The organism is Caballeronia novacaledonica (assembly GCF_900258035.1).
Classification (GTDB): domain Bacteria; phylum Pseudomonadota; class Gammaproteobacteria; order Burkholderiales; family Burkholderiaceae; genus Caballeronia; species Caballeronia novacaledonica.
This window is the reverse complement of sequence record NZ_OGTP01000001.1, coordinates 1-22,309: the sequence shown is the minus strand read 5'-3', so window position 1 is coordinate 22,309 and position 22,309 is coordinate 1. Positions and strand designations below refer to the sequence as shown.

Sequence of the window (22,309 nt, the reverse complement as noted above, 5' to 3'; positions counted from 1 at the left end):
TTTTATAGGGGTTTTTCGTGGTATCGCGCCGACATGCAAGCCATGAAGGCATCGTGAGCGATGTTCCTCGCTGCGTTTACATCGAACACGTCATGCGTTTTGCTCTGCATGCGCGATATGCGCGATGAGCGGATAGTGATCGGACGCGATGCGCGACAGCCGTGTGCGATGCACGTCGACACGCATGAGACGCTCGCCCGGATGCACCCATATGCGATCGAGCGCGAAGAGCGGATAGCGCGTCGGAAACGTGCGCAACGCGCTCGCGCGATGAAAGTGCGTGACGAGCCGCCGCAACGTGCGGCCATAGACGAACCACTCGTTGAGATCGCCGAGCAGGATCACGGGCAGCGCGGGGGTATCGAAGTTCTGCAACACCTGCTCCACTTGCGCGCGCCTTTCGCTCGATGCAAGACCGAGATGCGTCGCGACCACGCGCCACAGTTCGCCGCCGCAATCGATGTCGGCATCGAGCGCGCCGCGCGGCTCGCGGCTTCTGAACGACAGATCAAGCGTACGCACCGCGCGCACCGGATAGCGCGTGAGCACCGCGTTGCCGTAACGGCGCTCGGGCGTATCGAGCGTCGGGCCCGCGACCGCATGAAGGTTCGTCATGCGTTGCAGCACGTCGAGCACGTCGTGCGAACCGCTGCCGCCGAGCGGCACTTCCTGCAACGCGAAGATGTCCGCATCGATCTCCGCGAGCACTTCGCCGATGCGCTCCGGCGCGTACTTTCCGTCGATGCCTATCGCGCCGTGCAAGTTGTAGGTCGCGATACGCAGCTCCCGATCCATCCGCGTCATGAGTTGACCTCGCCGGAACGCTCGTTGCTCGACGACCCGCGCGCCGCCGGATCGCGCGGCATCGTGCCTTTCTCGTGCAGTTCGCTCGCGCGCCGGGCTTCGTCGCTGGCGCGCGGCTTGTCGGCATCGCCGGGTGCGCCTTCGTGCGCCTGCTGCCGATCCGCGCCGCCAAGAAAGCGCTGCAGCAGCAGCGACACGCCGATCAACGCCGCGCCGATGCCGATCAGCACCGCGAACGAGCCGATCGTCGGCCGATGCAACGAAGCGACGAGCTGATGCGCGAACGCGACCGTCAGGAAGATGCCCGGACCCATGCCGAGCATCGTGCCGATCATGAAGTCGCGCATGCGGATATGCGACGCGCCCGCGACGAGATTGACGATCGAAAACGGCGCGACCGGCAGGAGCCGCAGCACGACGACCGCGACGATGCCGCGCTTCGCGACGCGCTCGGACAGCCGGTTCACGCGCGCGCCCGCGAGCTTGCGCACCGCATCGCGGCCGAGCCAGTTGCCGAGCGAATACGAAATGGCGGCGGCGGCCATCGTGCCGACGAACGCGTACACGCCGCCCCACGACGCGCCGAAGACGAGGCCCGTCGTCGCGATGAGCAGCGTGATCGGCACCGAAATGACCGCCGCGATCACGTAACAAAGGACGATCCACAACGGCGCGAGCGGCAGCGCATCGACGTGGCGTGTCGCGTTCGTCAGCGACTTCACGTTCGCGTAATCGCCGAGCGTCGTCCAGTGCCAAAGCGCCGCGACCACCACGATCGTCAGCGCGAGCACGCCGAGCAGCGCGAAGCGTCCGATGAGCGGGCGCGTCTTTTCCGCGGGCACGAACTGATCGACCAGCTCGTCGGCGGCGATCGGCGTTTCGGGATCGATCAGCGCTTCGGGCGGAATCAGTTGATCCAGTTCCGTCGATACTTGCGGGTCGAGCGGCACCAGCGTGCGATGCTCGTCGCGGTCGCGCAAGAGCGCCTGAATCGCGGCGTTCATGCCGCCTCGTGCATCGCGCTCGCGCACGACATCGGCGACCGTGCAGCCCAGATGCTCCGCGAGCAGCGTGTCGCGCATCGTCGCGATCGCGCGGCGGATGCGCGCATCGGCGCCCGCGTCGATCGACACGTTGCATTCGCTGTCGAGCACCATCGAGCGATTGTTCAGGTTGGCCGAACCGACGATCAGCAATTCATCGTCGACGATCATCAGCTTGCTGTGCACGTTGACGATTTCGTCGCCGAGATTCGGCACGCTCGGGCACAGCAGCCGATAGCGTCCGTGCGTGTCGGCGCGCTTCAGGATCGTGTGCAGGCGCGCGCGCAGCACGCCCATCGTCACTTCCTGCAGCCAGCCGCTCTGATTGCGCGGCACGACGATGGCGAGATCGGGACCGTTCTCGCGCGCGAGCGAATCGGCGAGCGCCGTGCCGACGGTGCCCGACGTGAAGTACTGGTTCTCGATATAGATGCTGCGCCGCGCCCGCGCGATCGCGTCGAGATATTGCGTGCGAATCTGCTGCACCGGTGCGCGGCCGAGATAGTCCGGCTCGGTGAGCGAGATGGCGATATCCACATCTTCGAGATCGACACGCCGCGAAGGCGGCCACGGATCCTGCGCAATCGGCGCGCGGTGCGCGCGAATCGCGAGACGCTTGCCGCATGCACGCGCCCAGCGTTCACGCGCGAGCAGGCCGATCTCGCGCGCGGCGTCGCCGTCGAACATCGTGTGGACGTCGTGGAACGGCTGATACGCGGCGCCGTTCGCGTCGCGGCGCAGCGGCTCGTCGGGCGCGTGCGCGGCCGTATCCCAGCGCGAGCGCGTGAGATCGAGACCGCCGACGAACGCGAGACGATCGTCGATCACGACGAGCTTCTGATGCTGCGAGCCGCCGAGCGGATGCCGGCCGTCCATCTGGAACGCGATGCGCCGGTTCGTGCGCCAGCCCATTTTGTAGACCGGAAGCCATTCGCGCTCGAATGCATAGAGCATCGCGAAATCCCACGCGAGAATGTAGATGCGCAGGCGCCGCCTGTCGCCGGTGATCGCGTGGAGAAAATCGCCGAGCGCTTCGGGATAGCCGTCGTCCGCGCCTTCGGGCGTGAGCTTCATGCGGCTGTCGATGTCCCATCCGAGGATGAACACGGTGCGTTCCGCGCGCGTGAGCGCTTCACGCAGCACGCGGAAATAGTCGGCGCCATCGATGAGCAGGCTGAAGCGCTCTGCGCGACGCACGCTTGCGCAATTGCGTCCTGGCTGGAAAAACGGTTCGTCGTCGTTTGCTTGGCTCATGTGCCTCTTGACAGCACTCCGCGGCGAAATAACTTTCGTTTTGCAAGCACCATGCCCGCCGCGCCGCGCGGTGATACGCTTCGTTGCATTTGCCGATTCCAAAGCGAGCAGCCCGATGAACGATAAAGAAGTCACCCGTCAGGACGACGAGCACGCGGGACTCGTGGCGCTCGCGGCGGCATCGGTCGTCGTGGGCGCGGTGACGGGCGCGATCGGCGTGCTCTTTCGCTTCGCGCTCGAACGCGCCGATGACTGGCGCAACGCGTTCGTCGCGTGGGCGCACGCGGGGCACGATGCGGCAAGCGTGCTCGTCGTGCTCGCGGCATCGGCGGCGGCCGCGCTCGCTGCGTGGCTCGTCGCGCGCTTCGCGCCGATGGCGGGCGGCAGCGGCATTCCGCATGTCGAAGCGGTACTGCACGGCACGTTGCCGCCCGCGCCGCTCGTGCTCGTTCCGATCAAGTTCGTGGGCGGCGTGCTCGCCATCGGTGCAGGGCTCGCGCTCGGCCGCGAAGGTCCGACGGTGCAGATGGGCGCATCGATCGCGCATGCCATCGGCACGTTCTTCAGGCGCAACGTCGGCGATTGCCGCGTGCTGCTCGCCGCCGGCGCGGGGGCGGGGCTTGCCACCGCGTTCAATGCGCCGATCGCGGGCGCCGTATTCGTGCTCGAAGAACTGACGCGCCGCTTCGATACGCGCACGGCGGTCGCGGCGCTCGGCGCATCGGCGAGCGCAATCGCGATGGCGCGTCTGCTGCACGGCGACCTCCCCGACTTTCATCTGCCCGCGCAACCGTTTCCCGGCTTCGAAATGACCGGCGCGCATCTTTTGCTCGGCGCGTTGCTGGGCGTGCTGGGCGCGGCGTATAGCCGGCTCATCCTGTGGACGCTCGATATCGCCGAATCGTTCGGACCGTCGAAATCGGTGAAACACGCGACGATGCGCGCGGCGACGGTCGGCGCGGCGGTCGGCCTGCTCGCGTGGTTCGCGCCCGATCTCGCCGGCGGCGGCGACGCGCTGACCGAGCGCGCGCTCCTCGGCGCGGGCACGCTCGCGGGCGTCGCGGCAATGTTTGCGCTGCGCTTCATCCTCGGCCCGGTGTCCTACGCGGCGGGCACGCCCGGCGGCCTGTTCGCGCCCATGCTCACGCTCGGCGCGCAGATGGGCCTCCTGTTCGGCCGCGTGTGTCTCGACTGGTTCCCCGGCATGGCGCCCGCCACCGGCGATACGGGCACGTTCGCGGTCGTCGGCATGGCGGCTTTCTTCGTCGCGGTGGTGCGCGCGCCGGTCACGGGCATCGTGCTCGTGACCGAGATGACCGCGAGCTTCACCCTGCTCCTGCCGATGCTCACCGCCTGCTTCACCGCAATGGTCGTCCCGATGCTCCTGCGCGTGCCGCCGATCTACGATTCGCTCGGCGAACGGGCCGCCAACCAGCGCTAGCGGGCGGGTCCTGCATGCGCGGGGCCGTTGCGGTAGTCTCGTCGATGGACGTTCGTTGCGCCGCGCCTCATGCACGAAGCGCGGCGCCTTCCGACTTCATCCACGAGGACACGCAATGGAATATCGACATCTCGGTGCTTCGGGCTTCAAGGTTCCCGTATTGAGCTTCGGCACCGGCACTTTCGGCGGCAAGGGCGAATTCTTTCAGGCATGGGGCGAGACCGACGTGAGCGAGGCGCGCAAGCTCGTCGACATCTGCCTCGATGCGGGCGTCACCATGTTCGACACCGCCGACATCTACTCGCGCGGCTCATCGGAATCGATACTCGGCGAAGCGCTCAAGGGCCGGCGCGACAAGGTCATCATTTCGACCAAGGCCACCTTCCGCTTCGACGAAGACGATCCGAACGCCGTCGGATCGTCGCGCTTTCATCTCGTCCGGGCCGTGAACGCGGCGCTCGAGCGTCTGCAGACGGATTACATCGACATATTTCAACTGCACGCCTTCGATGCGAAAACGCCCGTCGAAGAGACGCTTTCCACACTCGACGATCTCGTGCGCGCGGGCAAGATCCGCTATACGGGCGTGTCGAATTTCTCGGGCTGGCATCTGCAGAAATCGCTCGATGTGGCCGACCGCTACGGCTATCCGCGCTATGTCGCGAATCAGACGTACTACTCGCTCATCGGCCGCGATTACGAATGGGAGCTGATGCCGCTCGGGCTCGATCAGGGCGTCGGCGCGATCGTGTGGAGCCCGCTCGGCTGGGGACGGCTCACCGGCAAGATCCGTCGCGGTCAGCCGCTGCCCGAGACGAGCCGCCTGCACAAGACCGCCGACATGGGGCCGCCGGTGCCGGACGAGTATGTTTATCGCGTCGTCGATGCGCTCGACGCCATCGCCGAGGAAACCGGCAAGACCGTGCCGCAGATCGCGCTCAACTGGCTGCTGCAGCGTCCGACCGTGGCGACGGTGCTCATCGGCGCGCGCAACGAGGAACAACTGCGGCAGAACCTCGGCGCGGCCGGATGGAATCTGACCGCCGAACAGGTGAAGAAACTCGATGAAGCGAGCACGGTGCGGCCGGCGTATCCGTACTGGCATCAACAGGGTTTCGCGGAGCGCAATCCGTTCCCGGTGTAACGCTCGCCGACACGCGTGGCGGGCCGGTCCGCCACGCCTGCGAGCCGTACCGGAATCCTTCTGTCGATCTGTACCGGTACTGTACCGGAATACTTCCGTACACTTGGCGCCATCGAATCTGCAATTACCGGAGCGCGCCATGCCCACGGAACTCTTCAATGCCCTGCCCGCCGCCGCGCTGTTCGCGCTGGTGACGACGATCACGCCCGGCCCCAACAACACGATGCTGCTCGCGTCGGGCGTCAACTTCGGGCTGAAGCGCACGGTGCCGCACGTGCTCGGCATCAGCGCCGGCATGGCGATTCTCATGATCGCGGTCGGTCTCGGACTGTCGCAGGCGTTCGAGCGCCTGCCGTGGCTCTACACCGTGCTGGAGGCGGCCAGCGTCGCGTATCTGCTGTATCTGGCGTGGAAGATCGGCACGTCGTCGTCGGTGCAGATGCGCGACGGCCAGGCCCGCCCGATGCGCTTTCACGAAGCGATCGCGTTCCAGTGGATCAATCCCAAAGCGTGGATGATGGTGCTCACCGCGGCGACGACCATCCATCTGCACGCGAGCCTCTCGCTGAACGCGGCGCTGATGGCGCTGGTGCTCGTCGTGATCGGCCTGCCGTGTATCACGATGTGGGCGGCGTTCGGCATGTCGCTGCGGCGCTTTCTCGCGAATCCGCGCTGGCTGCGCATCTTCAACATCACGATGGCCGCGTTGCTCGTGCTGTCGCTGTATCCGATCGTTGCCCATTTCTTCGATTGATGCGTAATGCAAAACGCGCGCCGCATCAAAAGCGCGCGCCCTCTTTGCCTCGACGCCCGTCCGGTGCATACTGGTCTTTACGCGCCGGCACGCAAAATCTGCCGTCCCGCTTGCAAGTTTGGGACTGCGTTTCTTTCCCAGCAGCACCAGCCGTTCAACTCGCCGCCCGAATGATCCTCGAGCGATCCTTAAGCGATCCTTTAAGGCGGCGCTTCAGCCCGGCGCGTACATGCCTTGCTAGTCAGTTGGTTCGCGCCGAATCGTCGGCGCGGCTTTGAAATCTGTTCAAGGAGTACGCCATGTCTGGAGCCAATCGCCCATCCGGTCCCGCCACGCGCAAATCCCTCGACCTAGCCGATCAGATCGAACGCGATGAACTGGAGAACAACCTGCCGGATGCGCTCAATAGCGTCGACGACGACGAAGACGACGACGATTCCGACTCCGATCGCACACTAGGCCGTTAGCCTCGACAGCCGGGCCCATCGCGTCAACGAAGGGACGCGATCCGCGACGCCGCAATGTTCTCTAGCGTTGCGGCGTTTTTGCATCGTGAGCGCGCTGGGCACGCCCGTTGCTTTGAACGATGCGCGGCAAGAACCCGATGAGCGAAAGCGGCGGGCGAGTCAACCGATCAACCGATCCACACGGGAGGGCTTCATGCTCCGTTACGCTGTCATCTTCTTCATCATCGCGATCATCGCGGCCTTCTTCGGCTTCGGCGGCATCGCAACGGGCGCGGCGGAAATCGCCAAGATCCTGTTCTTCATTTTCATCGTGATATTTCTGGCGACATTGCTGCTCGGCGTGTTCAGGCGATGACGCAGCGCTCGTAAAACGAAACGCGCGGCCTTGCTTCGAGGCCGCGCGTTTTTTTGCCCGCCTGAAAAGCGGCGAATCACGTGATGATCACGCGATTCTTCCCGTCCCGCTTCGCGCGATAAAGCGCGAGATCCGCCGCTTCCACGAGCTGTTTCGACGCATCGTCATGTGTGGCCATCTGCGTCGCGCCGCCGATGCTGATCGTCACGCGCCCGCTCGCCGATCCCGTATGCGGCACGTTGAGCGCTTCCACCGCGATGCGTATCTTCTCGCCGAGCAGCCGCAATCCCGGCGCCGACGACGACAGCAGCACCACCGCGAACTCCTCGCCGCCGAAACGCGCGGCGAGATCGGTGGGGCTGTTGAGGCTCGTTTCGATCGTATGCGCGACGAGCTTCAGCACATCGTCGCCGGCGACGTGTCCGTATGTGTCGTTGTACGACTTGAAGTTATCGACATCGATCATCAGGAAGCCGATAGCCGCGTGCTCGCGCGCCGCACGCCGCCATTCGGCGTCCAGATAATCGTCGAGACGGCGGCGATTCGACAAACCGGTGAGCCCGTCCGAATGCGTCAGCCGCTGCAATTCCAGGTTCGTTTCGAGCAATTTCTGCTGCGATTGACGCAGCGCGCGATACGCCTCGTCGCGCTGCAACAGATTCTGATACGAACGCGAGTGATAGCGCACGCGCGCGACGAGTTCGATCGTATCGGGCAGCTTCACGAGGTAATCGTTCGCGCCCGCCGCGAACGCCGCGCTCTTGATGCGCGGCTCTTCCTTCGTCGAGAGCACGATGATCGGGATATCGCGTGTCGCGGGATGCTCGCGGTATTGGCGCACGAGCGTGAGGCCATCGACGCCGGGCATCACGAGGTCTTGCAGAATCACGGTCGGCCGCGTTTCCTGCGCGGTGCGCAACGCCTCTTCCGGATTGGCGCAGTAATGCAGATCGACGTTCGTCTCTTCCGCGAGCGCGCGGCGCAGCGCCTCCGCGATGATCGCCTGATCGTCCACGAGCAGGACCATCACGGGCAACTCGGCGGCGGGCGGCGCGTTCAACGCGGCCGCGAGCAGGTCGGACACGGCGCGCTCGTCCGCCATCGAACGCGACCCCGCGCGCTCGATGCTCGCCGCCGCTTGCGCCGCTGCCCGTTTCGCGCGCTCGGCCAGCGGATCGGGATGAGGAAGTTTCATGAACGTGTCCTTTGATTATTGTTCGATGTTCTTGAGTCGAATGCACGAACGATGGCATCGGCGATGCGCGGCAGCGGCAGGATCGACGCCGCCGCATGGAGCGCGGCCGCGGCCTTCGGCATGCCGTACACCGCGCTCGTCGCCTCGTCTTGCGCGATCGTGTGATAGCCCTTCGCGCGCATCGCCTTGAGGCCGATCGCGCCGTCGCGGCCCATGCCCGTCAGCAGCACGCCGATCGCGCGGCCGGTCCAGTGCTCGGTCACGCTCTGAAAGAACACATCGACGGAAGGCCGGTAAGGCAGTTGCTCGGGATGCGCGGTGTAGCCGAGGCGCGCGGCATCGGCGAAATGGAGATGATCGTTGGTGGCGGCGAGCAGCACTTCGCCCGGCACGGGTTTGTCGCCCTCGCGCGCGACACGCACGGGCAACGCCGATTGCGCGTGGAGCCATTGCGCCATGCCTTCCGCGAACGCGCGATCCACGTGCTGCACGATGACGATTGCCGCCGCGAAGTCCTTCGGCAGCGCGCCGAGCAGCGCCGCGAGCGCGGCCGGTCCGCCCGCCGACGCGCCGATCGCGACGAGCCGCGCATCGCTCTTCGGCACGATCGAAACGTTCGACGACGCAAGCCGCGCGCCGATCTGATCGATCTTCGCGATCAGCGCCGCCGCGCCGCGACGGGCATCGGCGCCGGCGAGCGCGGGCGTATCGACGGCATCGAGCGCGCCCGCGCCCATTGCTTCATACACGCGCCAGGCGTTCGCGCCGACATCCACGGTCACGACGAGAATCGCGCACGGCGAACGCGCCATGATGGTCCGCGACGCCTGCACGCCGTCGATGTTCGGCATCACGAGATCCATCAGCACGACGTCGGGCGTGTGCGCCGCGCAATAGTCGATGGCCTGCTGGCCGTCGTGCGCGACCCACGCGATCTCGAAGTCGGGCCGCGCCGCGAGCGCGCGCCGCAGCGCTTCGACCGCGAGCGGAACGTCGTTGACGATGCCGAGCTTCATGACTTCGCCTCGCCGATGAGATCGCGCACCGCGTCGATGAGCGCCTGGTCGTGGAAACTGCCTTTCGCGAGGTAATAGTCCGCGCCCGCGTCGAGGCCGCGTTGACGATCCTCCGCGCGATCCTTGTACGACACGATCATCACCGGCAGACCGGCAAGCTGCGCGTCGCGCTTGATCAGCGTGACCAGTTCGATGCCGTCGAGACGCGGCATGTCGATATCGGTGATGACGAGGTCGAAGCGCTCGCCGCGCACCGCGTTCCAGCCGTCCATGCCATCGACCGCGACGGATACGGCATAGCCGCGCGACGCGAGCAGCTTGCGTTCGAGCTCGCGCACCGTGAGCGAATCGTCGACGACGAGCACGCGCTTCGCGCTCGTCACGCTGGCCCGCGCCGCGCCCGCGCCCACGCGCCCGAGTTCGCCGCTGCCGACGAGCTTTTCGACGGAGCGCAGCCAGTCGTCGAGATCGGCGATGAGCAGCGGATCGCCGTTTTCCATCAGCGCGCCCGCCGCGATGTTGCGCACCTTGCCGAGCCGCTTGTCGAGCGGCTGCACGACGAGCATGCGCTCGCCCAGGAAGCGATCGATGACGATGCCATAGCTCGCCGCGCCCTGCCCGATTACGACGACGTTGAGCATGTCGCTCGCCGCTTCGAATGCGTCGGTCTGCAAAATCTGATGCGCGGTGACGAGGCCGACGCGCTTGCCGTCGAACGAGAAGTGCTGCTGGCCTTCCAGCATGTCGATGGCGCTCGCGGGCAGCACCAGCGTGCGCGCGACGTGCGCGAGCGGCAGGCCGTAAGGCTCGCCCGCGATCTCGACGATCAGGCTGCGGATCACCGAGAGCGTGAGCGGCAACTGCAACGTGAAGCGCGTGCCCGCATGCGCTTCCTGCGTCACGCGCACGCTGCCGCGCACTTGCCGCACGACGTCCTGCACCGCGTCGAGGCCGACGCCGCGCCCGGATACATCGGTGACGGCATCGCGCATCGAGAAGCCGGGCAGAAAGAGGAATTCGAGCAGTTCCGCTTCCGTGAGACGCTCGGCGGTGTCTTCGTTCGCGAGCTGCTTGCGCACGACGGCGCGGCGCAGCGCATCGAGATCGACGCCCGCGCCGTCGTCGGACACGCTGATGAAAAGCGAGCCCGCGCTATGGCGCGCTTCGAGCGTGATGGTGCCGGTTTCGGGCTTGCCGAGCGCCCGGCGCAACGACGATTCCTCGATGCCGTGATCGACCGCGTTGCGCAGCAGATGGCCGAGCGGCGCGTCGAGCAGATCGAGAATATCGCGGTCCACCTGCGTGTTCTCGCCGGCGATGACGAGGCGCACGTCCTTGCCGAGCCCGCGCGCGACGTCGCGCACCATGCGCGCGAAGCCGCCGGTCGCATCGACGAAAGGACGCATGCGGCACGCGAGCGCTTCGTCGTAGATCTGCTGCGCGAGATGCGTCGAGCGGCGATCGAAGTTTTCGAGTTCCGCCAGGCGCTCGCTCAACTGATGATGCGCTTCGGCCGTCAGGCGCCGCACTTCGTCGAGCGCGGCGTGGGCGCGGGCATCGAGCTGCGCCGCGTTCGTTTCGGTGAGCGTTTCGTGCAGACGTTCGAGCGCGCGGCTCGCATCGTGCTGGATGCGCTTCACGCGCAGCATCGATTGCGAAAACGGCTTCAGCCAGCGCGATTCGACGAGCGATTCACCCGAATGGCTCAACAGGCGATCGAGCGTGTCGGCGCGCATGCGCAGCATGCGGGCTTCGTTCGTGCGTGCGGGCGCCTGAACCGGCTCGGGCGTTTCGTCGAGCGTAAGCGCTTGGGAAAGCGGCGCTTCCGAGCCGTCGATACGCGCGTTGAGCGCATCGACGAACGCATCGACATCGCGTTCGAGCGTCGTTTGCGCGTCGATGTCGCGCGCCTCGCCGATCTGCACGATCAGATCGACGCCACGCAGCAGCATGTCGATATAGCCCGCGTCGAGCACGACGCGCCCGTCCTGCGCGGCGACGAAGCAATCTTCCATCACGTGCGCGAGCGTCACGCCGACCGGCACGCCAACGACGCGCGCCGCGCCCTTCAGCGAATGCGCGGCGCGCATGCTCGCTTCGAGCGTGACCGGATCGCGCGGCGCGCGTTCGAGCGCGATGAGGCCGTCGGAAAGAATCTGCGCCTGCCCGCGCGCCTCTTCCTGAAAGAGTTCGAGCAACGACGAGCGGCCCGGATCGATGCTCGTCATGTGAGGCTCCGGTTCATGCTGTCGATGAGACGATCGGCGTCGAGCAGGCCGACGGTCGCGTCCTTGAACGCGGCAACCGCATGCGCATGCGACGACAGGCGCTGCGCGAGCGTCGCGGGCACGGGCTGAAGCTGCGCGCTCGTGAAACGATGCACGCCGTCGACGGCATCGACGGGAAAGGCGACCGGACCTTCGTGATCGCCGTTTGCGTGACGATCGCGGCCTTGCGCGCGCTCGATGACGAGCAGACGGCCGAGCTCGCGCGCATCGAGCGCCTTGTTGGGCGACACGTCGTTCACCGCGCGTTCTTCGATGCCGAAGAGCCGCGCCAGCGACGCACACACGATCAGGCGGCCACGCACGTTGACGATGCCCAGCACCGCGCGATTGCGCCGATGCGGCAGCGAATGCACCGGACGCAGTTGCGCGACTTGCGCGCAGACGGTCGTCGGCAAGCCGAGCCATTCGCCGCCGATGCGAAACACGAGACACGAAAGCGTGCCGGTCTCGCCGCCGTTGCGCGCGCCGTTCGATGAAACCGCGCTCGTCTGTTCGATCGACGTGCGCGCTTCCACGCGATCGAGCACGCGCGATGCGGCTTCATCGTGAACCGGACAATTGCGGCAATGCACGTAACGTTCGAGCTTGGGACACGAGGCATCGCCGCGCACGCCGATGCGGTTCCAGCAATCGTCGATGTCGATCGTGATGTTGATGTCGCGGGCGTTCATCGCGTGCTTCCTGTGACGCGTTCCGCGCGCGCGAGCAACAGGCGCGCGCCGCTTTCGTCGCCGTCGAGCGAAAGACATGCGGCCAGGTGCGTGAGCGCCTCGCGATGCGCGGGTTCGAGATACAGCGCGCGACGATAATGCCCGCGCGATGCCTGATGTTCGCCACGCGCATCGGCGATCACGCCGAGCAGATAATACGCATCCGCGTTCGATGAATTCACGGCCAGATACGCATGCGCCGCGCTCGCGGCGTCGTCGAGTTGTCCGGCATCGGCGAGTTGGCGCGCATGCGCGAGGCCGTTTGCGGGCTTGGGCTGCACGCGCGTTTCCTCACGCGGCTCGATCGCCGGCGCCGCACGAACCGCAAGCGGCGCGCTCGCCCATGCGGGCAGAACGAACGCGGACTTCATCGGCGGCGGCGTTTTCATCACGGGAAGAGCCGGCCAGGCGCCAGCGAAGACGCTGATACTTTCGCGCTCGGCGCGATTGAACGCGAATGCCAGCGGAATGTTCGCGGAGCTCATGCCCTCGCGCATCAGAAGTCCCGTCTCCGCCGGACCGACGAACAACGTGCCGCCTTGCGCGAGCAGTCCGTCGAGCACGCGAAACACCGCGGTTTGCGTGTCACGGTCGAAATAGATCAGCACGTTGCGGCACAGAATGAAATCGAACCGTTCGAACGCGTGCGTATCGAGTTGCAGCAGATTGGCCTGCGAAAAGCGCACGCTTTGCGCGACGGCGGGATCGAGTTGCCAGCCGCCATCGGCTGCACGGAAATGACGCTCGCGAAAATCGAGCGCGCGTCCGCGAAACGCGTTGCGCCCGTAATGCGCGCGACGCGCGATGGCGAGCGCGCGTTCGCTCACGTCGATCGCTTCGATCGTGAAGCGATCGGCGGGAATGCCCGCTTCGAGCAGCGCCATCGCGACGGTGTAGGCTTCCTCGCCGGTCGAGCACGGCGCGCTCAGCACGCGCACCGGTTTCGCGGGCCGTTCGTGCAGGCGCACACGCGCAAGACGCGCGAGCGCGGCGAAGGCTTCGGGATCGCGAAAGAACCACGTTTCCGGCACGACGACCGCTTCGATCAGTTCCTGCATGCGCGCGGCGTCTTGCGTGACCGCGCGATAGTAGTCGTCCGGCGTGCCGCGCTGTGCTTCGCGCCACAGGTTGTAACGCTCGCGCACCGCGCGCGACACCGAGTTCGCGCCGATCGATTCGGCATCGAGCCCGATCGTGCGATGCAGCAGCTCGATGAAGCGGCCGATACCGAAGGACTCGTCGGCGAAAGGTGTCGGCAGCGCGCTCATGCGTCGCTCGCCGCGAAGAGCAGCGCCTGCACGTCGCCGGGCAACAGATGCTCGATGCGCACCCATTGCAACAGCCCCGCATCGTCGCGCGTGAGCGGGCCGAGGTAGCGCGCGTGCGGCGTGTCGATGCCCGCATCGCTGAACGACGCGGCATCGAACGTGACGGTGCGCGTCGCCTGTTCGAGCAGCAGGCCGAGCCGATGATGCGTCGTCGCGCCGTCGTCGCCGCCACGCGGATACGCGACGAGCGCGAGCCGCGTCGACAGCCTCTCCTGCGATGGACGCGCAAGCGCGAGCGCCGCGATATCGACGACGGGCACGCTCGCGCCTTCGTAATCGAGCACGCCCGCGACCCACGCGGGCGCGCCCGGCAGCGCCTTCAGCGGCGCGAGCGGCAGCATGCGCTCGATCTGCGCGCTGTCGAGCAGATAGCGGTCGGTGCCGAGCGTGAACTGGACGAAGAGCATCGCGGCGCCTTTAAGCAGCCACCTTGAAACGCGACACGCCCGTGCGCAGGCCGTTCGCGACGTGCGTGAGATCGTCGATCGCCTGCGTCGACTGGCGCAGCGATTCGGCCGTCTGCTGCGCGGCTTCGGACAGTTGCGACAGCGCCTGCGAGATCTGGTCCGCGCCGGTGGCCTGCGTCTGCATGCCTTCGTTGATCATCGAGACGCGCGGCGCGAGCGTCTGCACCTGATGGATGATCTGCGAAAGCTGGCCGCCCACTTGCTGCACGTCGAGCATGCCGCGGCGCACTTCCTCGGAGAACTTGTCCATGCCCATCACGCCCGCCGCGACGGCCGACTGAATCTCCTTCACCATTTGCTCGATGTCGAACGTGGCGACGGCCGTCTGATCCGCGAGACGGCGGATCTCGGTCGCGACGACCGCGAAGCCGCGTCCGTATTCGCCCGCCTTCTCCGCCTCGATCGCCGCGTTCAGCGAAAGCAAATTGGTTTGATCCGCAACTTTCGTGATGGTCGCGACGACCTGATTGATGTTGCCCGCCTTCTCGTTGAGGATCGCGAGCTTGCCGTTCACCGAGCCCGCCGCTTCCATCACGAGGCGCATGGTTTCCTCCATGCGCGTGAGTCCCGCCTGACCCGTGCCCGCGAGCGCCGCCGATTGCTCCGCCACGCCCGACACTTCGTTCATCGTGCGCACGAGATCGCGCGCCGTGGCGAAGATCTCGCGCGAGGTCGCGCCGATTTCCGTCGTCGTCGCGGCCGTTTCGCTCGCGGTGGCCTGCTGCTCCCGCGCGGTCGCGGCGATTTCGGACACCGAGGTCGTCACCTGCACCGCCGACTTCTGCGCCTGGCTGACGAGGCCCGTCAGTTCGTCCGTCATGCGGTTGAAGCCCGCCTCCAGCGTGCCGAATTCGTCGCGGCGCGCGAGTGCGAGCCGCTGCGTGAGGTCGCCCGTGCGCATCTGGTCCACGACATCGACCATGCGCAGCATCGGCACCGTCAGCGCCTTCATCAGCATGAAGCCGAGCACCGCCGCCGCCGCGATCGCCAGCAGCATGATGACGATGAGCGTCACCTCGGACTTCTGCACCGAGCCGCGAATGCTTTCCACCGATTTCGCGTTGAAGGTCTCGTTATGCTCGACGAGCGCGCGCGTCGCGGTCTGTCCCGCTTCCCAGATCGGCGCGAGGCGTGTGTTGAAGGTCGCGGCGGCCGTGTCTTTCGAGTTCGCGAGTTCGCGCAGCGTCTCGTCCTGAACCGGAATATAAAGCTCGCGCTGGCGCTTGAAATCGTTGAAGAGGCGGCGGTCTTCGTCCTCGAAAATAGTGGGCACGTAGGTGTCCATCAGCTTGTCGATCGTCGCGCGCGTTTCGGTGAGACGCTGCGTGTCGCGGCGCATTTGCTCGGCGTCCTTGTCGATGAAGACGAGCCGCTGCGTGATCGTGTAGTTCTCGAACCACGCCGCGCGCAGATCGGCGGAAAGCGAGAAGCCGAGCATCGAATCGTCTTCGAGGCTCTTCGCCTCACGATCGATTCCGCCGAGCAGCGTGTACGACAGTGCCGCCATGACGAGCATCAGCGAAAGGATGATGCCGAAGCTGGCCAGAATGCGGTGCCGAATGGACAGTTGCTTCACGCGATGAACCCCATCAGTGGATAAAGACGATTGCCGCGCAACCGCGAGCCCGCCTCGATAACAGGCGTCTCAATTGTAGGATGAATTCGTGCGCGTGAAAGCCGCACTGCCAGAGCGTGTTATCGGCCGATTGTGGCCGCGCTTGAGCCGGGCGTGTCGAGGTGAATCGTTTCGCCGTGTTTCAGCACGGTGAATGCGTCCGCGGGCAGGCCCGCGCGGCGCACCGCGTCTGCGAGACGGCGCGGCGGCTCGTCGAGCAGCTCGTCGGTCAGTTCGAACGAACCCCAGTGAATGCCGATCGCTTTCTTCGCGTGCACGTCCTGAAAGATACGCACCGCTTCCTCGGGATCGACGTGTTGCGCATGCATGAACCAGCGCGGATCGTAGGCGCCGACCGGAATCAGCGCGAGATCGAACCCGCCGAAACGCGCGCCGATATCGCGGAAATCCGGCGAATAGCCTGTGTCGCCCGCGAAATAGAACGCGTAGGGATGCGCCGCGTCCGCCGGCGTCTTCACGACCCAGCCGCCCCACAGCGTTTCCGCGCGGTCGAACGGAGTGCGCGCCGACCAGTGCTGACTCGGCACGAACCAGAGATCGAGTCCGGCGGCATGCGTCTCGTCGCTCCAGTCGAGTTCCTCGACGTTCGTCACGCCGATGTCGTTCATCCACCGTCTGATGCCGAGCGGCACGAGAAAGCGCGGCGGGCCGCCCGCCTGCCGGTTGAGCGCCTCGATGCTGGGCTTGTCGAGATGATCGTAGTGATTGTGCGAGATCAGCACGATGTCGATGTGCGGCAACTCATCGAGCGTGAGCCCGGGCGGCGTCTTACGCTTCGGGCCCGCGAACGAGAACGGCGACGCGCGTTCGGAGAACATGGGATCGGTGAGGATGTTCGCGCCGTCGATCTGCACCAGCGCGGTCGCATGACCGATCCACGTGAGCGTATCGGTGGTGCGGTTGGCCTTGAGCCACGCGATGTCGGGATGCGCCATCGGAAAGTGATAGCCGTCCGCGGGCGCCTTCGGCAAGCCTTGCGTGAAGCGCTCCCAGCGCCACTTCAAAAACGATTGCCGCGGCAGATCACCGTAGTTGTTCTCGTAGCCGGACGACGTGTGCTTCGCGTGGTGCAGCGGTTGCGGCTGTTGCGATTCCGGCGCGGACGCGGGTTCCCCGCTGCGCGCGGTCGTGCCTGACGAGCAACTCGCGAGAAGCGCGAGTGCGCATAACGCGGCGTGTGGGCTTCGCATGAACACGGTCGACCAAAAGTAGGACATAAGACGCATGTTTTGATGGATTGTGTGCCGCGCGGAGCGCTTCGATTGTACGAAATGCTTGTGCCGTTGCCTTTTCGCGCTTTTCTCTGCAATCACAGCAAGAAACGCGCTCCGCCGTCGCATAAGGCGCGACCGCAAATGATTGAGGCAAAACATCGCGCCGGCCCGCTTCTTGCGTAAGCCCACCCCGGCGCTGAGAAAAGCGCTATCGAAAAAACAAACGCAGCACGCCGGTGCCAGCAACGGGGGATTCATGGGCAGCAGTCAAAGAAAAAACGCCGTACGCACGTTCAACCCGCAATTGCATCCGATGCACGCGATGCTGGTGTCGCGCGCGGCATCGCATGTGGCGAGCGCGCTGCGGCCCGAAGGCCGCAACGAGGCGCTCGCGGAAGGCATCGCCGCGCTGATTGCCCATTGCGGGCATGAAGGGCTCGGTCTCTTTCTCGCGGCGGTCTGGCATTGGCTCGACGAACGCGATTACCACGAAGCCGCCGATGCCGTGCAGCACTACATCGAAAACGGCACGATGCCGATAGTCAAAACGACGCCGAAAGTCGCGCGACGCCGCGATGCGCGCATCTGAACGTAACGTAACGCGTTACGTTCCGAACCAGCCCGCGTCGACGTAATAATCGCGCGCGGTGCAGCGTGCCGCGTCGTCGGAGGCGAGGAACAGCACCATGCGCGCGATGTGCTCCGGATCGATCCGCGCGTGCAGACATTGCTGCGCGAGGAGCGTCGCCTCGCTTTCGGGCGACTGCCACATCTTCATCTGACGCGGCGTGCGCACGGCGCCCGGAATCACCGTGTTCACGCGGATACCGTGCTCGCCGAGTTCGCGCGCGAGCCCGCGCGTGAGCCCTTCGATCGCGGCCTTCGCGGTCATGTAGAGCGTGAGATCGGGCAACGCGAGATGCCACGAAATCGAGCCCATGTTCACGATCGCGCCGCGCTTTTGCGCGCGCATGCGTTTTGCGGCGGCCTGCGCACAGAAGAACTGATGCCGCAGGTTGACGGCCATGCGCTCGTCCCAGTACGCGGCGCTCACGCTGTCCCACTGATGACGGTCGTCGTTCGCGGCGTTGTTGACCAGCACGTCGATGGAGCCGGCTTCGCTCGCGATGTCGTCGAAAGCCTTTTCGATGGCGGCCGCCTCGCGCAGATCGCAATGCAGAAACTTCGGCGCATGCTTCTCGCTTGCGAGCGCGTGTTCGAGCTGGCGCGAATCCGCCTCGGCGACATCGATGAAGAACACACGCGCGCCCTGCTTCGCGAACGCCTCGACGATCGCCGCGCCGATGCCGCTGCCGCCGCCCGTCACGACGACGCGTTTGTCCGCAAGGCTTGGATAGATGGCGTAGGACATGGCGGCTCGCTCAATGTGAATGACGCGGATTGCCGCGCGTTTCGATCACCTTCAGATACAGCGTCGCGGGCTCGAGACATCCGCCCGTCGAGAGCTGCCCCACGGTTTGCCGATACAACTCCTGCCACGGCGTTTGCGCAACCGGCGCGGCGTATGCCGCCTGCGCGCGGCGGCTTTCGAGCTCGGCTTCGTCGAGCAGCACGTTCACGCTGCGCGCGTTCAGATCGACGCGAATTCTGTCGTTCGTGCGCAGGAGCGCGAGACCGCCGCCCACCGCGGATTCGGGCGACATGTTGAGAATCGACGGGCTCGCGGATGTGCCGCTCTGCCGTCCATCGCCCATGCACGGCAACGAATCGATGCCGCGTTTGATCAGCTCGGCGGGCGGCGCCATGTTCACGACTTCCGCGCTCCCCGGATAACCGACCGTGCCGCAGCCGCGAATCACGAGGATGCAATGCTCGTCGATGTCGAGCGACGGATCGTTGATGCGCGCGTGATAATCCTCGGGACCATCGAAGACGATCGCGCGCGTCTCGAACGCGTTCTCCGCGCCGGGCTCGCTCAAATACGTCTCTCTGAACGCATCGCCGACGACGGACATCTTCATGATGGCGCTGTCGAAGAAATTGCCCGACAGCACCATGAAGCCCGCGCCATGCTTCAGCGGATCATCCGTAGTCCGAATTACTTCGTTGTCCGCGGGCGGCGCATCGTTCGCGATCTCGCCGATCGTGCGGCCCGATACGGTCACACAATCGCGCCTGATGAGCCCCGCTTTATCGAGTTGCCGCATGACCGCGGGCACCCCGCCCGAGCGATGAAAGCTCTCGCCAAGATATTCGCCGGCGGGCATGCAGTTCACGATGAGCGGCACCTGTTCGCCGTGGCGTTGCCAGTCGTCGAGACTCAATTCGATGCCCATGTGCCGCGCAATCGCGATCAGATGCGGCGGGCAGTTCGTCGATGCACCGAGCGCGGACGCAACCACGATCGCGTTGATGAACGCGTCGTGCGTCATGATCTTCGACGGCTTCAGATCTTCGCGCACCATATCGACGATGCGCTTGCCCGTCGCGTACGCCATCTGCCCGCGCTCGCGATACGCAGCGGGAATGCTCGCGCACGTCGGCAGCGACATGCCGAGCGCTTCGGCGAGGCTGTTCATCGAGAGCGCGGTGCCCATCGTGTTGCAATGTCCGATCGACGGCGACGACGCGGTCGTCAGGCGCATGAAGCCTTCGTAATCGATCTCGCCCGCCGCGAGCAGATTGCGCGCATGCCAGATCACGGTGCCCGAACCGACGCGCTTGCCTTCGTACCAGCCGTCGAGCATCGGACCGCCCGAGAGCACGATCGCGGGCATGTCGACGGTGGCGGCGGCCATCAGGCACGCGGGCGTGGTCTTGTCGCAACCCGTGGTGAGCACGACGCCATCGAGCGGAAAGCCGTGCAGGATCTCGACGAGTCCGAGATAAGCGAGATTGCGGTCGAGCGCGGCGGTCGGACGGCGGCTCTGCTCCGCGAGCGGATGCACGGGAAATTCCATCGGGATGCCGCCGGCATCGCGAATGCCCGCCTTCGTGCGCGCGGCGAGTTCGATGTGATGCCGATTGCAGGGCGCAAGATCGCTGCCGGTCTGCGCAATGCCGATGATCGGACGACCGGATTGCAACTCCTCGCGCGTCAGGCCGTAGTTCATGAAACGCTCGACGTATAGCGCGGTCATGTCGGCGTGCGAGGGATCGTCGAACCACTCCTGACTGCGCAGGCGCTTCGGATTATGTTCGGGCATGGGGCGTCTCCGTTTATCTTTTCGTTACCGGTAACATTTCGATCGATGTTAGCACGCAATCGCCGCCCTGCTTCGGCTCAGGCGCTTTCGCGCGGCACCACGGAATAGGCTACGCGCACGCGCTTGCCCGAAGGTTCCGCGATGCCTTGTTCGCGCGCTTCCAGCGCCGCGAGCAAGGTCGCGCCGGTGCGCAAGCCGATGCCGTATGCGTCTACGGAAACCGTCGTGATCGATGGCGTGCAGCACGCGGCCACTTCGAAATTGCCGAAGCCCGCGACGGCGATATCGTCCGGCACGACGAGGCCGCGCCGATGACATTCCATTATCGCGCCGAACGCGGACATGTCGCTCACGCACATCACGGCTTGCGTGTCGGGCCAGGTGTCGAGCAAGGCGGCCATCGCGGGGCCGCCGTGACTCATCGTGATGGGAGAATCGCCCAGACGAACGATGCGTTCGTCGTCGAGACCGAGCGCCTTCATCTGCGAGCGAAAGCCCTTCAGACGATCCAGGCCGCGCCGGTCCAGCTCGCTCGCACCGCCGATAAAACCGATACGTGCGTGACCTTTATGCGCCAGATACCGCACCATCTCTTTCGCGGCGCTGACGTTGGAGAAGCCGACGGCGGCATCGATCGGATCGGAAGGCCAATCCCACATCTCCACGACGGGGACGCCTGAGCGGCGCAGCAGCGTGCGGGTCGATTCGGTATGACGCGAACCCGTCAGCGCGATGCAGCGCGGCTGATGACGCAGCATCGAGCGCACGAGGCGTTCCTCGCGATCGAGATGGTAGTCCGTGTCGCCGATCAGCAATTGCAGTCCGTGCGGTTCGAGCGACGCGGAAAGTCCGCGTACCGTGTCCGAGAAATTCGAGCTTGCGAGCGACGGAACCAGCACGGCGACGAACTCCGAGCGTCCGGACGACAAGGCGCCGGCGGCGGCATCGGCGACGTAGCCGAGTTCGTCGATTGCTTGTTGCACGCGTTCGCGCGTGGTCTCCGCGACGCTGTGGCCGGCGAGTACGCGGGAGACCGTCATCTTCGACACGCCGGCGAGGCGCGCGACGTCGGACATGCGTGGCGGGCCGGCGGAAGGATCGAAGAATGAAGGCGGCATGCGTGTGATCGAGGAAGCAGAGTTGGTGCGATCAGTCCACCCGCACCCAGCCATCCTCGCGCTGCTCCAGGATGATGTGCAGCTTCGTTTCGCCGGCTTCGCGGTCGGCGGCGGTCACGTCGGGAAAAGCGCGTTTGATGTCGCGATCGTCCATCCACGGGGCGACGCTTTCGAGCTTGTAGGTGTAGGTAACTTCCGAGCGATGGGCGGTCGGATCGGGTTCGGTCCAGCCGACGACCTTATCCAGCTTGACGTGCGCGTAGCAAAGCATCCAGGCGCGCGGGTCGCTCGTGGCGTTGGGGTCGCCAGCGGGCCGGTTGGTTTCGACCGCATACTTCTGCCCTTCGCCAGTGAGGCCGTACGCAATGCCGTTTTGCTTGGCGTTGGCGTTCGCCGATGTCGGCGCCGCGCGGGCAATGAGTCCGCTTTTCTCGAGCGCGGCGAGTTGTTCTCGGAGGGCGGCCGCTGAATACTCGTTGAGATCGCGGTTGCTATAGGCGGATGGGAACGCATATGGGCCGCGACCGCTTCGATTCAGGCATAGCAGGCCGCGATTCGTTTTCATGTCGGCGGAAATCGCTTCGCCCAGGCTGGACTCGCTTGCGTCGTTCTTCTTGCCGCATGCTGTGAAAAGCAATGCGGCGCTGACGGCGGCAATCAACAGGCTCGTTCTCATATGCGCTCCGGGAGGGGGTCGGCATGATGGGTACAACCTTTCGGCACCATTCTACCGACTGAAACCCTGCCCCGGAGATGGGATGGTGTCGGAAATTCGCCGCTCCCAACGCAAAAACCCCACCTTTGTGGGGTGGGGTTTTTGTTTGCAGCATAAGGAGCCTGACGATTACCTACTTTCACACGGGAATCCGCACTATCATCGGCGTGGAGTCGTTTCACGGTCCTGTTCG

At 65.5% G+C, this 22,309-nt stretch carries 20 protein-coding genes; 6 read left to right on the top strand and 14 right to left on the bottom strand.

The window, feature by feature from the left end; genetic code table 11:
* Window positions 1–90 precede the first annotated feature (90 nt).
* On the bottom strand, window positions 91–804 hold the full coding sequence (locus tag NOV72_RS00095) for an endonuclease/exonuclease/phosphatase family protein (RefSeq protein WP_106852558.1): 714 nt from the start codon (window positions 802–804) through the stop codon (window positions 91–93).
* Window positions 801–3,101, bottom strand: coding sequence for a VTT domain-containing protein (locus tag NOV72_RS00090; RefSeq protein ID WP_106852557.1), 2,301 nt, complete (start codon window positions 3,099–3,101; stop codon window positions 801–803). The genes NOV72_RS00095 and NOV72_RS00090 overlap by 4 nt, the downstream gene beginning before the upstream one ends.
* A gap of 115 nt (window positions 3,102–3,216) precedes the next feature.
* Between NOV72_RS00090 and clcA the strand changes: the two genes are divergently transcribed.
* The 5 genes from clcA to NOV72_RS00070 all read left to right on the top strand — a co-directional run bounded on the left by clcA (window position 3,217) and on the right by NOV72_RS00070 (window position 7,262).
* Complete coding sequence (clcA, locus tag NOV72_RS00085) at window positions 3,217–4,542, top strand: H(+)/Cl(-) exchange transporter ClcA (protein ID WP_106852556.1); 1,326 nt, start codon at window positions 3,217–3,219, stop codon at window positions 4,540–4,542.
* A gap of 115 nt (window positions 4,543–4,657) precedes the next feature.
* The gene (locus NOV72_RS00080; protein ID WP_106852555.1) at window positions 4,658–5,686 is read left to right on the top strand and encodes an aldo/keto reductase; all 1,029 of its coding nucleotides are present in this window, start codon (window positions 4,658–4,660) and stop codon (window positions 5,684–5,686) included.
* A 139-nt stretch (window positions 5,687–5,825) separates the two neighbouring features.
* On the top strand, window positions 5,826–6,440 hold the full coding sequence (locus NOV72_RS00075) for a LysE family translocator (protein WP_106852554.1): 615 nt from the start codon (window positions 5,826–5,828) through the stop codon (window positions 6,438–6,440).
* Window positions 6,441–6,739: 299 nt separating this feature from the next.
* A complete protein-coding gene (locus tag NOV72_RS32115) occupies window positions 6,740–6,907 on the top strand; it encodes a hypothetical protein (RefSeq protein WP_181290778.1) in 168 nt (55 codons plus the stop codon).
* 193 nt (window positions 6,908–7,100) lie between these two features.
* Window positions 7,101–7,262, top strand: coding sequence for a DUF1328 family protein (locus NOV72_RS00070; RefSeq protein WP_035509367.1), 162 nt, complete (start codon window positions 7,101–7,103; stop codon window positions 7,260–7,262).
* A gap of 76 nt (window positions 7,263–7,338) precedes the next feature.
* On the opposite strand, the gene NOV72_RS00065 is transcribed toward NOV72_RS00070, so the two are convergent.
* The 8 genes from NOV72_RS00065 to NOV72_RS00030 all read right to left on the bottom strand — a co-directional run bounded on the left by NOV72_RS00065 (window position 7,339) and on the right by NOV72_RS00030 (window position 17,092).
* Window positions 7,339–8,457 carry a diguanylate cyclase gene (locus NOV72_RS00065; protein WP_181290777.1) on the bottom strand — a complete coding sequence of 373 codons (1,119 nt, stop codon included), beginning with the start codon at window positions 8,455–8,457 and terminating at the stop codon, window positions 7,339–7,341.
* On the bottom strand, window positions 8,454–9,473 hold the full coding sequence (cheB, locus tag NOV72_RS00060) for a chemotaxis response regulator protein-glutamate methylesterase (RefSeq protein WP_106852553.1): 1,020 nt from the start codon (window positions 9,471–9,473) through the stop codon (window positions 8,454–8,456). The genes NOV72_RS00065 and cheB overlap by 4 nt, the downstream gene beginning before the upstream one ends.
* Window positions 9,470–11,701 carry a hybrid sensor histidine kinase/response regulator gene (locus NOV72_RS00055; RefSeq protein ID WP_106852552.1) on the bottom strand — a complete coding sequence of 744 codons (2,232 nt, stop codon included), beginning with the start codon at window positions 11,699–11,701 and terminating at the stop codon, window positions 9,470–9,472. Before NOV72_RS00055 ends, cheB begins: the two co-directional genes overlap by 4 nt.
* Window positions 11,698–12,432, bottom strand: a complete 735-nt coding sequence (locus NOV72_RS00050; RefSeq protein WP_106852551.1) for a chemotaxis protein CheW — start codon at window positions 12,430–12,432, stop codon at window positions 11,698–11,700. The genes NOV72_RS00055 and NOV72_RS00050 overlap by 4 nt, the downstream gene beginning before the upstream one ends.
* On the bottom strand, window positions 12,429–13,739 hold the full coding sequence (locus NOV72_RS00045) for a CheR family methyltransferase (RefSeq protein WP_106852550.1): 1,311 nt from the start codon (window positions 13,737–13,739) through the stop codon (window positions 12,429–12,431). Before NOV72_RS00045 ends, NOV72_RS00050 begins: the two co-directional genes overlap by 4 nt.
* Entirely contained in the window at window positions 13,736–14,206 is a 471-nt protein-coding gene (locus NOV72_RS00040) for a chemotaxis protein CheW (protein WP_106852549.1), read from the bottom strand. The genes NOV72_RS00045 and NOV72_RS00040 overlap by 4 nt, the downstream gene beginning before the upstream one ends.
* A 10-nt stretch (window positions 14,207–14,216) precedes the next feature.
* On the bottom strand, window positions 14,217–15,842 hold the full coding sequence (locus NOV72_RS00035; protein ID WP_106852548.1) for a methyl-accepting chemotaxis protein: 1,626 nt from the start codon (window positions 15,840–15,842) through the stop codon (window positions 14,217–14,219).
* A 119-nt stretch (window positions 15,843–15,961) separates the two neighbouring features.
* Window positions 15,962–17,092: an MBL fold metallo-hydrolase gene (locus tag NOV72_RS00030; RefSeq protein WP_106853190.1), complete on the bottom strand. Its 1,131-nt coding sequence runs from the start codon at window positions 17,090–17,092 to the stop codon at window positions 15,962–15,964.
* Between the two features lie 280 nt (window positions 17,093–17,372).
* Between NOV72_RS00030 and NOV72_RS00025 the strand changes: the two genes are divergently transcribed.
* Window positions 17,373–17,705: a hypothetical protein gene (locus NOV72_RS00025; protein ID WP_106852547.1), complete on the top strand. Its 333-nt coding sequence runs from the start codon at window positions 17,373–17,375 to the stop codon at window positions 17,703–17,705.
* A 15-nt stretch (window positions 17,706–17,720) separates the two neighbouring features.
* On the opposite strand, the gene xylB is transcribed toward NOV72_RS00025, so the two are convergent.
* The 4 genes from xylB to NOV72_RS00005 all read right to left on the bottom strand — a co-directional run bounded on the left by xylB (window position 17,721) and on the right by NOV72_RS00005 (window position 22,077).
* Entirely contained in the window at window positions 17,721–18,488 is a 768-nt protein-coding gene (gene xylB / locus NOV72_RS00020) for a D-xylose 1-dehydrogenase (RefSeq protein WP_106852546.1), read from the bottom strand.
* A gap of 10 nt (window positions 18,489–18,498) precedes the next feature.
* Window positions 18,499–20,283 carry an IlvD/Edd family dehydratase gene (locus NOV72_RS00015; RefSeq protein ID WP_106852545.1) on the bottom strand — a complete coding sequence of 595 codons (1,785 nt, stop codon included), beginning with the start codon at window positions 20,281–20,283 and terminating at the stop codon, window positions 18,499–18,501.
* A gap of 77 nt (window positions 20,284–20,360) precedes the next feature.
* The gene (locus NOV72_RS00010) at window positions 20,361–21,401 is read right to left on the bottom strand and encodes a LacI family DNA-binding transcriptional regulator (protein WP_181290771.1); all 1,041 of its coding nucleotides are present in this window, start codon (window positions 21,399–21,401) and stop codon (window positions 20,361–20,363) included.
* 31 nt (window positions 21,402–21,432) lie between these two features.
* A complete protein-coding gene (locus tag NOV72_RS00005; protein ID WP_106852543.1) occupies window positions 21,433–22,077 on the bottom strand; it encodes a hypothetical protein in 645 nt (214 codons plus the stop codon).
* Window positions 22,078–22,309 lie beyond the last annotated feature (232 nt).

Excerpts from the sequence above, each read along its gene's own strand:
- NOV72_RS00075 (WP_106852554.1), top strand. The coding sequence starts at position 5,826 with ATGCCCACGGAACTCTTCAATGCCCTGCCCGCCGCCGCGCTGTTCGCG.
- NOV72_RS00080 (WP_106852555.1), top strand. The coding sequence starts at position 4,658 with ATGGAATATCGACATCTCGGTGCTTCGGGCTTCAAGGTTCCCGTATTG.
- NOV72_RS32115 (WP_181290778.1), top strand. The coding sequence starts at position 6,740 with ATGTCTGGAGCCAATCGCCCATCCGGTCCCGCCACGCGCAAATCCCTC.
- NOV72_RS00030 (WP_106853190.1), bottom strand. The coding sequence starts at position 17,092 with ATGCGAAGCCCACACGCCGCGTTATGCGCACTCGCGCTTCTCGCGAGT.
- NOV72_RS00010 (WP_181290771.1), bottom strand. The coding sequence starts at position 21,401 with ATGCCGCCTTCATTCTTCGATCCTTCCGCCGGCCCGCCACGCATGTCC.
- NOV72_RS00045 (WP_106852550.1), bottom strand. The coding sequence starts at position 13,739 with ATGAGCGCGCTGCCGACACCTTTCGCCGACGAGTCCTTCGGTATCGGC.
- NOV72_RS00065 (WP_181290777.1), bottom strand. The coding sequence starts at position 8,457 with ATGAAACTTCCTCATCCCGATCCGCTGGCCGAGCGCGCGAAACGGGCA.
- NOV72_RS00070 (WP_035509367.1), top strand. The coding sequence starts at position 7,101 with ATGCTCCGTTACGCTGTCATCTTCTTCATCATCGCGATCATCGCGGCC.
- NOV72_RS00050 (WP_106852551.1), bottom strand. The coding sequence starts at position 12,432 with ATGAACGCCCGCGACATCAACATCACGATCGACATCGACGATTGCTGG.
- NOV72_RS00015 (WP_106852545.1), bottom strand. The coding sequence starts at position 20,283 with ATGCCCGAACATAATCCGAAGCGCCTGCGCAGTCAGGAGTGGTTCGAC.
- NOV72_RS00090 (WP_106852557.1), bottom strand. The coding sequence starts at position 3,101 with ATGAGCCAAGCAAACGACGACGAACCGTTTTTCCAGCCAGGACGCAAT.
- NOV72_RS00040 (WP_106852549.1), bottom strand. The coding sequence starts at position 14,206 with ATGCTCTTCGTCCAGTTCACGCTCGGCACCGACCGCTATCTGCTCGAC.
- NOV72_RS00005 (WP_106852543.1), bottom strand. The coding sequence starts at position 22,077 with ATGAGAACGAGCCTGTTGATTGCCGCCGTCAGCGCCGCATTGCTTTTC.
- xylB (WP_106852546.1), bottom strand. The coding sequence starts at position 18,488 with ATGTCCTACGCCATCTATCCAAGCCTTGCGGACAAACGCGTCGTCGTG.
- clcA (WP_106852556.1), top strand. The coding sequence starts at position 3,217 with ATGAACGATAAAGAAGTCACCCGTCAGGACGACGAGCACGCGGGACTC.
- cheB (WP_106852553.1), bottom strand. The coding sequence starts at position 9,473 with ATGAAGCTCGGCATCGTCAACGACGTTCCGCTCGCGGTCGAAGCGCTG.
- NOV72_RS00095 (WP_106852558.1), bottom strand. The coding sequence starts at position 804 with ATGACGCGGATGGATCGGGAGCTGCGTATCGCGACCTACAACTTGCAC.
- NOV72_RS00025 (WP_106852547.1), top strand. The coding sequence starts at position 17,373 with ATGGGCAGCAGTCAAAGAAAAAACGCCGTACGCACGTTCAACCCGCAA.
- NOV72_RS00055 (WP_106852552.1), bottom strand. The coding sequence starts at position 11,701 with ATGACGAGCATCGATCCGGGCCGCTCGTCGTTGCTCGAACTCTTTCAG.